The organism is Pseudomonas sp. Irchel s3f19 (assembly GCF_900187555.1).
Classification (GTDB): domain Bacteria; phylum Pseudomonadota; class Gammaproteobacteria; order Pseudomonadales; family Pseudomonadaceae; genus Aquipseudomonas; species Aquipseudomonas capeferrum.
This window is the reverse complement of the sequence record NZ_FYDW01000012.1, coordinates 137122-148866: the sequence shown is the minus strand read 5'-3', so window position 1 is coordinate 148866 and position 11745 is coordinate 137122. Positions and strand designations below refer to the sequence as shown.

Sequence of the window (11745 nt, the reverse complement as noted above, 5' to 3'; positions counted from 1 at the left end):
GAGGGCGATGCGTCGACGCCGTTCGGTGGCTACAAAGAGTCCGGCTTTGGTGGGCGTGACAAGTCCATCTGGGCCCATGACCAGTACACGGAGTTGAAGACCATCTGGATCAACGCTGCGTGAGCTGGTCGCGGCTTCAGGCCGCTGCCTGGCGCTGGGCCACATGGTGCCGGAGCTTGTCGAACACCCAGTTGTACACCACGGTGTAGGGCAGGATGATCACAAAGAAGCCCAGCTCGACCATGAACGCCTGCAGCAGCGAAATATCCAGCATCCAGGCCGCCACAGGCAGGCACCACACCACCAACCCCGCCTCGAAGCCCAGGCCATGCACCACGCGCGCCCGGGCTTTCCAGTGAACCCGCTCGGTCTGCACAAAGCGGTCGACCACTGCGTTGTAGACCATGTTCCACACCATGGCGATTACCGACAAGGTGACCGCCAGTGTGCCCGCGGTGGCCAAAGACTTACCCAGCACCCAGGACAACAGCGGTGCGCACAGCAGCACGGCGAACACTTCATAACCCACCGCATGGACCATACGCTCGGTGAAAGAGACCTTTTTCATTACTAATTCCATCGATTGCTTAAGACGTGCTTTCTATTTTCTTTGATAGAACAGATACTCGCGACATAGCACCCATCGATTTTATCAATACCTATGCGCTACTCACCGGAAGCCCTGCTTGCCTTTGTCGAAGCTGCCTCGCTCGGCTCGTTTTCTGCGGCGGCGCGCAAACTCAAGAAAAGCCAGTCCACCGTCAGCATCGCCATTGCCAATTTCGAGGCCGATATCGGCTGCACTCTGTTCGACCGAGGAGGCCGCCACCCCACGCTCAATGCCGCAGGCCGACAGGTGTTGCCGCACGTCGAAGCGATCCTCGATGCCAGCGCCGGGCTCGACGCCCTGGCGCTGAGGTTGGGCGAGCATGTTGAAGCGCTGGTCTCGGTGGTGATGTCGGACAGCTACAGCGTCACGTTCCAAAGTGCGGTCATGGCCGGCTTCGCCGACCGCTACCCGCACACCGAACTGCGCTGCGGCCCGTCTGAAGACGCTGATGTGATCGAGCTGGTGCAACTGGACATGGCCCAGATCGGCATACTGGCCGCACAGCCCCACTACCCTGCCGACGTCGCCGTGGCGCGCCTGCCTGAACAGGCGGAGTTTTGCGTGTATGTCAGCGCCGACCACCCGCTGGCGGCACTGCGCACGGTGCAGCGCCAGCAGCTGGAGAGCGTGCGCCAGCTGTACATCAAGACGTACGCCCCCAGCTTGCATCACGACCGCGGCCAAGCCTGGTCGGCACCGGATTACCTGACCTTGCTGGAGTTCGCCGACCGTGGTTTTGGCTGGGCAGAACTGCCCAAAGCGCTGGTCACCCGCTTTGGCAGCGGCCTGGTGCAATTGCAGGTGGCCGGTTACCCGCGGCGGGTCGACATGGATATCGCCTGGTCACGCCGCCGCGCCCTCGGCCCGGCCGGGCAGTGGCTGGTACAGCAGTTGCTGGGCCGATAGGCCGCCGCCACAGAACCCCAGCGGAATAATTGCCCGACCCCGTGCACCCACGCGCAACAAGCAGTACACCCACCGACAAGTCAGCCGTCCCCCTCCCCCCGTAGCCTGTCACCACGCGCCGAGCTCTGCGGCACGCACCCAAAGCACAACAAGAAACGTTGGTGACCCATGAAAACAGTAGATCCGATCACCCTTGCGGTTGTCCGGGGTGCGCTGGAGACAGCGCAGCGGGAAATGACCTTGACCCTGGAAAAGACTGGCCGCTCCAGTGTGTTCAACCTGGCCCACGACTACTCGAACTCGCTGTTCGACCACCTCCCCGAAATGATCCTGCAAGGCCAGGACATCCCCATCCATCTGGGTTCGCTGATCCCCGCGATGAAGTGCGTGGCCGAATTCTTCGGTGACGACATCGCCGAAGGTGACGTGATCTACCACAACGACCCGGCGTACAAGGGCAGCCACATCCTCGACTGCTGCATGTACAAGCCGGTGTACTACCAGGGCGAGCTGGTGTTCTGGACCGTGTGCAAGGGCCACCTGACCGACATCGGTGGGCCGGTACCCGCTGGCTACAACCCGGACGCCAAAGAGATCTACGCCGAGGGCCTGCGCATCCCGCCCGTCAAACTGTGGGAAAAGGGCAAGCGCCGGGAAGACGTGATCAACTTCATGCTCACCAACATGCGCGCCCGCCCGTACCAGGAAGGCGACCTCAATGCCCAGTACGGGGCCTGCAAAGTCGGTGAACGGCACTTGCTCGACTTGCTCGACAAGTACGGCGTCGAGCAAGTACGCGCCTGCATCGCCGAGCTGAAGAACATGGCCGACCGCCACATGCGCGCCCTGCTGCGCGACGTGCCGGACGGCCAGTACAGCGGCACCGCCGTGCTCGAAGACTCCGGCCACGGCCTGGGCGAGCTGGCCATCACCGCCCATGTCGAGATCCGTGGCGACCAAGCCCACGTGCGTATCGAAAGCCCACCGCAGGTGCCTTACTTCATCAACTCCTACGAGGGCAACTCGGTTTCCGGCGTGTACCTTGGGCTGATGATGTTCGCCCAGGTCGCACCGCCCTACAACGAGGGCCTGTATCGCTGCGTCACGGTCGATGTCGGCGCCAAGGGCACCCTGTGCAACGCCCAGGAGCCGGCACCGCATGTCAACTGCACCACCACCCCGATGGAAACCCTGGCCGATGCCGTGCGCACGGCGCTGGAGCAAGCCTCGCCGCAGCGGGTCACCGCCTCGTGGGGCCATACCAGCGGCATCAACATTGCCGGCCACGACCCGCGCCATGGCAACAGCGAGTACGTCACCATGGTACTGGCCTCGATCATTGCCGGCGCCGGCGCCAACAAAGTCATGGATGGCTGGCACGCATGCGGGCCGTTGTGCTGCTTTGGCGCGCTGATGAGCGGCGACATCGAGTTGCTCGAGCACGCCTACCCGGTGCTTATCCACCGCTACAGCCTGATGGCCGACAGTGGCGGTGCCGGTGAGTTTCGCGGCGGTTCCGGCACCCGCCTGGAGATCGAACCGCTGCAACACGCGATGACCGTGGTCGGCTTCGGCGAAGGCCGCCAACTGCCCACGGCCGGCGCAGCCGGAGCACGCAATGGCCTGCTCGCACCCAAGCTCGGCCGGTTGATCCACCAGCACGCTGATGGCACGCAAGACCACTACACCCAGAACCCCATGCTCACCCTGCAGCCCGGCGAGCGGATCATCAACATCAACCCTGGCGGTGGTGGCTACGGCGACCCGTTGCGCCGCCCGGTAGCTGCCGTGCTGCAAGACCTGCGCAACGGCCTGGTGTCGCCACAGGGCGCAGCCCTGGACTACGCAGTGATCGTCGATGCCGACGGCCAGCTCGACGAAACCGCCACCCGCCTTGCCCGCGACCTGCACTGACCGGAGACCCATCATGCGCAATCAATATCGCCTGGGCATCGACGCCGGCGGCACCTTTACCGACTTCATCCTGGCTGACCGCGACGGTGGCGTGCAGCTGTTCAAAGCCCCATCCACGCCGCAGGATGGCACCCTGGCCATTCGCGCCGGCCTGGCGCAGATCGCCGACGCCACCGGCCGCACGCCGGCCGAGATCATCGCCAACTGCGACCTGTGCATCAACGGCACCACGGTCGCCCTCAACGCCCTGATCGAGCGCACCGGGGTCAAGGTCGGCCTGCTGTGCACCGAGGGCCACGAAGACAGCCTGGAGATCCGCCTCGGCCACAAGGAAGAGGGCCACCGCTATGACGCCCACTACCCGCCGGCGCACATGCTTGCCCCGCGTCACCTGCGCCGTCCCATCGGCGGCCGGATCCTCGGTGATGGCCGCGAACACACCCCGCTGGACGAACGCGCGGTACACGAGGCCATCGATTACTTGCGTGCCGAAGGCGTGCAAGCGGTGGCCATCTCCTTCCTCTGGTCGGTGCGCAACCCCAGCCATGAGCAGCGCGCCGCCGAGCTGGTACGGGCGGCGCTGCCCGGGGTGTTCGTCTGCACAGGCGTTGAAGTGTTCCCGCAAATCCGCGAATACACCCGTACCTCCACCACCGTGGTCAACGCCTACCTGAGCCCGGTGATGGCGCGTTACGTGGCACGCATCGACAGCCTGTTCGAGGAACTGGGCGCGCAGCAACCGGTACGCTACTTCCAGTCCAACGGCGGCCTGGCACCCGGCCACCTAATGCGTGAGCGTGCGGTCAACGCGATCAACTCGGGGCCTGCCTCGGCGCCCCAGGCCGGGCTCGCGGTAGCGCGCCCGTTCGGCATCGACAACGTCATCACCGTGGACATGGGGGGCACCTCGTTCGACATTACCCTGACCAACGCCGGGCGCACCAATTTCAGCAAGGATGTGGACTTTCTACGCCAGCGTATCGGCGTGCCGATGATCCAGGTGGAAACCCTGGGCGCCGGCGGTGGCTCCATCGCCCACCTCGACGAATTCGGCATGCTCCAGGTCGGCCCACGCAGCGCTGGCGCCACGCCCGGCCCGGTGTGCTATGGCAAAGGCGGCACTGAACCCACCGTCACCGATGCCAACCTGGCCCTGGGTTACCTGCCCGACGGCGCATTGCTCGGTGGCAGCATTCGCCTGAACCGCCAGGCGGCGCTGGACGCCATCCGCATCAAGGTCGCCGAGCCGCTGGGCATCAGCGTGGAACGCGCCGCGTTTGGCATTACCACCCTGGTCAACCTGAACATGGTCAACGGTATCCGCCGGGTGTCCATCGAACGCGGCCACGACCCTCGCGACTTCGCCCTGATCGGGGCGGGCGGCGCGGCGGGCATGCACGTGGTGCGCCTGGCCGAAGAAATCGGCATGCACACCGTGCTGATCCCCAAGGTGGCCTCAGGGCTGTGCGCCTTCGGCCAGATCCTCTCGGATGTGCGTTATGACCAGCTGACCAGCCTGTCGATGCGCCTGGACGCGCAGCACGCTGACCTGGCGCAGCTCAACCATGCCCTCGCCGAGCTGCGCCAGCAAGGCCTGGCGAACCTGCGCGAAGACGGTTTCGGCGACCAGGCCAGCAGTTGCCACTACACCCTGGAAATGCGCTACCGAGGGCAGATCCACGAATGCAGCGTGCAGCTGGAACGCCACGCCCTGGACAGCAACGGGCTGGCAGCGCTGATCGAGGCTTTCCACGTACGCCACCAGACGCTCTATTCGTACAGCGAGCCAGAGAGCCCGGTAGAGCTGGTCAACCTGGAGTGCTCGGTCATCGGTCACCTGCCCCGCCCGCCACAGCCAACGCTGCAAGGGCCGGCCCAGCCACCGGCCGCAGCCCCGGACAGCGAGCGCCCGATGCTGTTCAGTGCCGATGGTGAGTGGCAACGCACGCCGGTGTTCAACGGTAACCGCCTGCTGCCTGGGCAGACCGTGCAGGGACCCTGTGTGATCGAGGAGGACACCACCAACATCGTCGTGCCGCCAGGCTGGCAAGCCTGCCTGGAGCCGTCTGCCACCTACCGGGTGACACGCGGCGCTTGATCTGAAGGTCGGCACGCGCCGATCATGGGCGTGATACCTGCCCGGCCGCTTTGCGCAGCCGGGCTTTTTTGCACAATAACAAGAGCTGCTTGAGTAGCTTGCCTGCAGTTCCTTTTTTCAATGCTGCCCTCTTTGAAAAAGGACCCACCATGCCCACAGAACTCTCGACCCACGGCTGGGCGCAGCCCGAACGCCAGGCACGCTGGGCCGAAGCGATCAGTGATACGTACTTCCCGTTGAGCCTGGAATTTGCCGCCGAACAGCCATTCGACGGCCACTTGCAGCGCTGGAGCACGCCCACCACCCCGCTCAGCCTGTCACGCCTGCGCTCCAGCCAGCTCGGCTATTCACGCAACAAGGCGCACATCGGCCAGGACTCTGACGCGTTCTACCTGGTTACCGTCCCTAGCCGCAGCGAGGTGCATTTCGAGCAGGATGGCCACCAACTGAGCTGCCGCCCTGGCGGTTTTATCGTCGAGCGCGGCGACGCCCCTTACCGCTTCCACTACCGCGCGGACAATGACCTGTGGGTACTGAAGCTGCCGGAGCGTGCGCTGAAGGCGAACCTGCTCGGGCACAGGCGCTACACCCGCCACTGCTTCGACGCCAGCCAAGGTTTGGGGCGCATCTTCGTCGAGCAGCTGGACCTCTGCGCGCGCCACTTCGACGCCAGCCCCGCAGCGGCACGCCACCTGCTGCTGGAGCAAGCAAGTGCGACTCTGCTGCTGGCCCTGCAACAGGATGAGCGCGTGCTGGGCAGCGAAGGCTCCAACCTCAGCACGCTGCACCTGACCCGGGTCGAGCGTTATGTACTGCAAAACCTCGGCGACCCCGACCTGTCACCGCAAGCCATCGCCAATGCCTGCGGCCTGTCACTGCGCTACCTGCACAAGCTATTCTCGATCACGCCCTACACCCTCGGCGAATGGGTGCGCCAACAGCGCCTGGAGGCGGTGTATCAGCAACTGCGCGACCCGCACTGCCACCAGGCGATCGGCGAGCTGGCGTTTCGCTGGGGCTTCACCGACCAGGCCCAGTTCACCCGCGCCTTTCGCCAACGCTATGGCTGTACCGCACGCGAGGTGCGCGCGGTGCGCACGCACTGAATGCAGCGGCGCAAGGATGCGCCGGCTTCAGCCGCCAACAGGGGTATCGACCAGCTTCCAGCTGTCGTCGGGGTCGAAGCGCTTCATGGCCTTGGCGAGCTTCTCTCCTTCTGGCCCAAGGTCCTTTTCGAAGACCTGCCCGTCGTGGCTGATCATGAAACTCATCACCCCGCTGTCGTCATATTTGGCAGGCCAGGCAACCAGGGCGAAACCACGGCTCATCTGGTTGCCGATCAGGTAGCTGTAGGCGCCCCCGGGCGCTGACGGGCCTTGTGCAGCGAGGATGCGGAAACGGTAGCCGTACCAGTCATCACCGACCACATCCCGGCCGAACAGTGGCCCCAATGGGCTGACCTGGCCATCGCCGGCATCTTCCCAGTACAGGCCGTCGTGCTTGCCGGGCGTACTGAGGATCTTCTGTGCATACTCGAGCGCACCGTTGCCATTGCGGTCCTGCGAGGCGTAATCGAGCTGCGCGTCGTGGTAGGCCAGCACCGACTGCAACGCCGCCAGCTCGTTGCGGCCGATGCGCCTGGCGCGGATTTCGGCGCTGCCGGCCTTGAGGTCGAAACGCCAACCGCGGCTGCCTTGGATGATGGGAATGGGCAGTGTCCATCGTTCGTGCCCCACTGCCAGGATGGCCTGGTGCTCATGGGGCCTTTCAACGCGGTGCGCTTCGCGGTACTGCTGCAAGAACGCATCCACGTCGCTGCGCTGTACGCCGCCGCTGGGGATATAGGTTCGCCAGTCATCCCCCAACAACTGTGCCAGGCGTGTCTCGTCGGCGTGCTCCTTGCCCAGCGCTGCAACAAAGGCTTCGGCGGCCTTTTCGGGCGTCGGGAAGGCCTCCTGCGCCGTCACCAGGCACGAGCCCGCCATCCCTGCGACCAACAACCAACAACGGGCACAGGCAACCCACCCTGATCGACGGTTCATCGACGGCCCCCTCCACCACGGCGCATGGGCGCACTGGGCCTGGAAATCTGATGCCCGGCGGCTCGCGCAGTGTGCGGCCGCTGGGCAAACGACTGGCTGATGCGACCTCGGTCGGCCTGCGCACGGGTGCTCGATGGCGAGCGCACGCCATCGAAGGCGTTATTGCGGGCACGGCCAGCGCTGTTGGCCGGCCGCGCTTGCGCCACCTGCTGCCTGGCCTGCAGGTTGTCACGGCTACTGCCCGCCTGCGCTCGGCGCTCGGCAGGCCGTGGGGTGTTCGCCTGCGCCTCGCGCACCCGGTCGCGCGCCTCGCGGTTGCTGGTGGCAGGCCGTTCGATGCCTGCCCTGTCCATCGAGGCGCGCGCCTTGTCCCGTGCCTGGGCACGCTGGGCATCGTCACCCCGGAAGGCGGTGCGCTGCGCGGCGCCGTCCAGTTGCCGGCCATATTGCTGACGGCTGCGTGCATCGCGGTATGGCACGCCTTCGCGATTTACCGCATTGTGCTGCCACTTGTTCTGGTTGTTGCTGATGCGGTTGTTGACGTTGATGTTGTTGTAGCGATTGACGTCGATATCGATGTCGTTGTGGCCCCAGTCGCAATTGCCCCACAGCGAACTGACAATCGCAACGCCGGTACCGAACGCCAGCCCCGCCACCAGTGCGGAGCCTGCGTAATACATCGGCGGCGGCGGGTAATACACCGGCGGTGAGGCCGGGTAGGCCCAGGTGCCGTAGGCGGTGGTCGGGTTGTAGCTGGGCACGTACACCACCTGCGGTTCGGCGGGCTCGATGATGATGGTGGTCGGCGCGCTGCTGGCCGGAGCACTGGCCTTGGGCGCCGGTGCCGCCTGCACAGTCACCTGCTGGTACTGGTTGCTCTGCAGGTTACCGGCAGCCTGGGCCTGGTGACGCAGGCGCTGCACGCCATTCATGACATCGTCGGGTTGCGCGAGGAAGGCATCGCCCAGACGCTGGACCCAGACCGGGTCCTGGCCGAGGGTTGCCAGCACCTGCGGGAAGGCGACCAGCGCCTGCACACTCGGGTCCCAGGCCTGGTTGGCCACTTGCTTGACCGCAGCGTCGCCAGTGGCCTTAGGGTTGGCCTTGGACCAGGCCACCGCCTCGGCCACTTGCCCGGGGTAGGTCGCCGCCATCAGTACCTGCGCCAGCAGCGCATCCGGGTAAAGGGCAAGGGGCGCCAGCATCTGGTCCAGTTGCTCCTGGGTGAACACCGCCTCCTTGGCGGCGACTGCGGCGGTTTGCGGCGCCGCAGCATCCTCGGCCTTGACCAGCCCCGGTACGCCTTGCAGGCACAGCACCGCCGACAAGACCCCGAACAATGGCATGCGCATGACTTATCCCTATGTGGTCGAACCGCGTGGGTTAACGGTAGCAAAGCTCAGCCGTATTGCCCGCCAGAAGGTGCTGTCGATAGTCACTATCGAGCAAGGCAATTTCTACTGATCGAGGATGCCCAATAACCTTGCTCCATCGCTTCGATCCCTGCGCCCCCCAAACTCTGGAGCTGCTCGATGAAAACCTCGGCCCGCCTGTTGCTCACTGCCCTGATTGCCACCGCCATGACCGTGTTGAGCGGCTGCGCCAGCCACCCTGAACTGCGCGCCTACACCGCCGAGGAAACCCGGCAGTTGCAACTCGAAGCGTTGCAACGCCAGGGCCTTTCCCTGGACGAATACGAACAACGGCGGTTGGTCATCCAGCGCGCTGGCAGCGATCAAGTGGTGACAGAGGTTGCCGAACGCTCCTCCTCCAGCCAAGGCTAGGCCCGGCCACGTTCAGTGCGCGCGAAAATTCCAGATGATTTCCACCACCCGCGACGCCAGAACCAGGTACAGCAAACACAGTGCAACCTGCAGCGCCGTGTGATACGGCAGCTTGGCCAAGCGGTGCAGCGTATCGCTGACATTCAACAGCAGCAGCAATGCCGACACGATGATCAACCCCCAGCCGGTCACGCTCGGTACCCACAGCCCGAGGAACACGGGGTCGCTGTTGTGCAGGGCATCCGTACCGGCGGCAAACAGCAGGCCGCAGACCAACAGGTTCTTGAAATTGTCAAAAACCTTGGTGCTCAGGTCCGCATCCAGCAGGTCGAGGTATTTCCGCCACAGTCTGCGCATGGCCTGGGCCTTGGAGTGGAAAGTGTTCAGGCAATTCTAGAAGAGAATGTGCGACGCTCGGGCGTAAACGCACGATCAGCGCTAGCCCTGCCGCCTGGGTGGCGCGCCGAACGGTTTGCACCCTTGGCCAACACGGGTATCCTTGGGCGCTCTACAGCAAGCCTTCCAGGACGGTGACCATGACCAGGCCCATTCTGTTGCTGAGCGCAGCGCTGCTGTTCAGCGCCGCGTTGCAGGCCCAGCAGATACAGCGCCAATTGGGCGATTTCGACTTCAAACTTGGCACTACGCCGACGCGCAGCATGGCCCAGGGGCTTATTTCGCCGAGCGCCGTGGGGGCCTTTCATAGCGGCCTCGACCTCAGCCACCTCAACGGCTGGTACTTGGGGCAATACGCCCCGAGCATGGGCCTGTCGCCCGACTCCACCCTGCGCCTGGACAGCTACATGGGCTACCAGCACCACTTCGACAGCACCCTGGGCTATGAAGTGGGGTTGATCCACTACAGCCAACCCAACCTCTCAGGCCCTGACAGCTACGCCGTCTACGGGGGCATCTCGGTATACGGCAGCCGTTTTGGTGGCGCGTTGCGTGACAACCCCGACAACCGCACCAGCACCCTGTTCGCCGACCTCGGTCAACTGCCCCTGCTCGACGCCGACTTTACCGTCAAGCTGGCCCATCATCGTTTGGGCACGCCGTTCACGATTGGCGATGGCAGCCAGGTCAGCGCGTTTTCCGACTGGTCGCTGGAGCTGTCGCGGCCTTGGCTGGGCATCGACCTCAATTTGATCTACAGCAACTCCAACCTCAGCGGTTCCGGTTGCGATGCCTATGCCGGTATCAATGCGTATTGCGAGAGTGTGGTCACGTTCAAGGCGCAGCGCAGTTTCTTCTAGCCTGAGGCGCTGATCAGTCCGTTGCCGCCACGGCCTCGATTTCCATGAACATCCCGTCCAGCGCCAAGCGCGGTAGCGGTATCTTGGCCGGCGATATACAGCAACTCGCACGGGGGAAGAAAGGCCCGAGTATCAGACCTCGCGTTAGCTTGAGGTCAAGAACGCCGTAAGACTTTTCTGATAGCGAAGTCGGAGCATTGAACCACGTGTGTGTTTTCAGCGAGGTCTGTCAGCCGCTAGATTGCAAGACCCGGCACGGAGGCCAGCCTGCAACAAGGAAAGCGACAATGACCAAGCATCATTTTCAACTCGCCTACACCATCAACCCACGGCATGAAGGCGATGAGGACGAAGCCGCGAGCGCACGCCTGCATCTGCGCAAAATCGGCTGGGATACCGTTGAGCACATTGAAACCACGTTGTTGGGTGTGGTTCACCTCTACCATGCGACGACGGCGGACCGGATCGACGAGGCCGAGAAGCAGATACGCGACCGCATCCACGAAGAGCTCAAGAGCTTGCGTGTGCTGTCGCGCGTCAGGTTTCACGGCTGCTTGATGGTGGATGGCCTGGGCCAGGCCATCCGTTTCAGCATCCTGCCCTGAGGCGTTGACGGTGGCCGCATCAGGCGCCCCCGCGCCTGATGCTCTGGCTATTACTTTTCCTGCAATACCGCCCTGCCCTTCACTGCGCGCGGCCCGCGCCAAGCCCAGAACAGCAAGCCTGGCAACGGTGCATAGACCACGAATACGACCCATAGCATCTTGCGCTCGGCGCGCCGGTCACTGCCGATGATGTGCCAGATGGCCCAGATTTCCAGAAGAATCACGACGGCTGCGAGGATGATCCAGATCGTTCCGATTTCCATGAGCGCTCTCCCATTGGCGTGTAATGCGTTGGGCTGTGGCAGGCGCTGAGGGTTCAATTTGGTTAGAAGGTACGCCGTCAGGGTTTCGGCGCCTATGAGATCGAGCGCCGCCCGCGCGGCGCTTCGCGGGGCAAGCCCGCTCCCACTGTCTACCTTCGGCCAATTATGCCTGTGACATCTTCACTGTCCGCCTCGTATGTTCGACTCGATATCGAGCCGGTGCATCGTTCGGATCCCCTTAAGCTCATGCCATGCACCAAGGCTTGC

13 protein-coding genes are annotated in these 11745 nt (G+C 64.1%); 8 read left to right on the top strand and 5 right to left on the bottom strand.

What is annotated here, in order from left to right:
* Positions 1-123, top strand: a 123-nt coding sequence (locus CKW22_RS27370; RefSeq protein WP_143500697.1) for an aldehyde dehydrogenase family protein, incomplete at its 5' end; no start/stop codon positions are given.
* A 13-nt stretch (positions 124-136) separates the two neighbouring features.
* On the opposite strand, the gene CKW22_RS22480 is transcribed toward CKW22_RS27370, so the two are convergent.
* Positions 137-568 carry a multidrug/biocide efflux PACE transporter gene (locus CKW22_RS22480; protein WP_047583748.1) on the bottom strand — a complete coding sequence of 144 codons (432 nt, stop codon included), beginning with the start codon at positions 566-568 and terminating at the stop codon, positions 137-139.
* Between the two features lie 93 nt (positions 569-661).
* Between CKW22_RS22480 and CKW22_RS22475 the strand changes: the two genes are divergently transcribed.
* The 4 genes from CKW22_RS22475 (at position 662) to CKW22_RS22460 (ending at position 6634) form a co-directional block, all read left to right on the top strand.
* Positions 662-1516 (top strand): LysR family transcriptional regulator, encoded by an 855-nt coding sequence (locus tag CKW22_RS22475; RefSeq protein ID WP_033697508.1) that lies wholly within the window; start codon positions 662-664, stop codon positions 1514-1516.
* Positions 1517-1684: 168 nt separating this feature from the next.
* Complete coding sequence (locus tag CKW22_RS22470) at positions 1685-3430, top strand: hydantoinase B/oxoprolinase family protein (RefSeq protein WP_033697507.1); 1746 nt, start codon at positions 1685-1687, stop codon at positions 3428-3430.
* 13 nt (positions 3431-3443) lie between these two features.
* The gene (locus CKW22_RS22465; protein ID WP_095065152.1) at positions 3444-5528 is read left to right on the top strand and encodes a hydantoinase/oxoprolinase family protein; all 2085 of its coding nucleotides are present in this window, start codon (positions 3444-3446) and stop codon (positions 5526-5528) included.
* A 149-nt stretch (positions 5529-5677) separates the two neighbouring features.
* Complete coding sequence (locus CKW22_RS22460) at positions 5678-6634, top strand: helix-turn-helix domain-containing protein (protein ID WP_095065150.1); 957 nt, start codon at positions 5678-5680, stop codon at positions 6632-6634.
* Positions 6635-6661: 27 nt separating this feature from the next.
* Here the strand turns inward: CKW22_RS22460 and CKW22_RS22455 are convergent, their stop codons facing one another.
* Complete coding sequence (locus tag CKW22_RS22455) at positions 6662-7570, bottom strand: DUF2950 domain-containing protein (protein ID WP_050506043.1); 909 nt, start codon at positions 7568-7570, stop codon at positions 6662-6664.
* On the bottom strand, positions 7567-8922 hold the full coding sequence (locus CKW22_RS22450; RefSeq protein WP_033697504.1) for a DUF3300 domain-containing protein: 1356 nt from the start codon (positions 8920-8922) through the stop codon (positions 7567-7569). The genes CKW22_RS22455 and CKW22_RS22450 overlap by 4 nt, the downstream gene beginning before the upstream one ends.
* A 180-nt stretch (positions 8923-9102) precedes the next feature.
* Here CKW22_RS22450 and CKW22_RS22445 point away from each other — a divergent pair, with 180 nt between their 5' ends.
* Entirely contained in the window at positions 9103-9354 is a 252-nt protein-coding gene (locus CKW22_RS22445; protein WP_033697503.1) for a hypothetical protein, read from the top strand.
* Positions 9355-9366: 12 nt separating this feature from the next.
* Here the strand turns inward: CKW22_RS22445 and CKW22_RS22440 are convergent, their stop codons facing one another.
* A complete protein-coding gene (locus tag CKW22_RS22440) occupies positions 9367-9711 on the bottom strand; it encodes a hypothetical protein (protein ID WP_033697502.1) in 345 nt (114 codons plus the stop codon).
* 179 nt (positions 9712-9890) lie between these two features.
* On the opposite strand from CKW22_RS22440, the gene CKW22_RS22435 reads away from it, so the two are divergent.
* Complete coding sequence (locus tag CKW22_RS22435) at positions 9891-10610, top strand: TorF family putative porin (RefSeq protein ID WP_095065148.1); 720 nt, start codon at positions 9891-9893, stop codon at positions 10608-10610.
* 287 nt (positions 10611-10897) lie between these two features.
* A complete protein-coding gene (locus CKW22_RS22430) occupies positions 10898-11215 on the top strand; it encodes a hypothetical protein (RefSeq protein WP_033697500.1) in 318 nt (105 codons plus the stop codon).
* A 50-nt stretch (positions 11216-11265) separates the two neighbouring features.
* On the opposite strand, the gene CKW22_RS22425 is transcribed toward CKW22_RS22430, so the two are convergent.
* Positions 11266-11478 carry a PLDc N-terminal domain-containing protein gene (locus CKW22_RS22425; protein WP_033697499.1) on the bottom strand — a complete coding sequence of 71 codons (213 nt, stop codon included), beginning with the start codon at positions 11476-11478 and terminating at the stop codon, positions 11266-11268.
* Between the last annotated feature and the right edge of the window lie 267 nt (positions 11479-11745).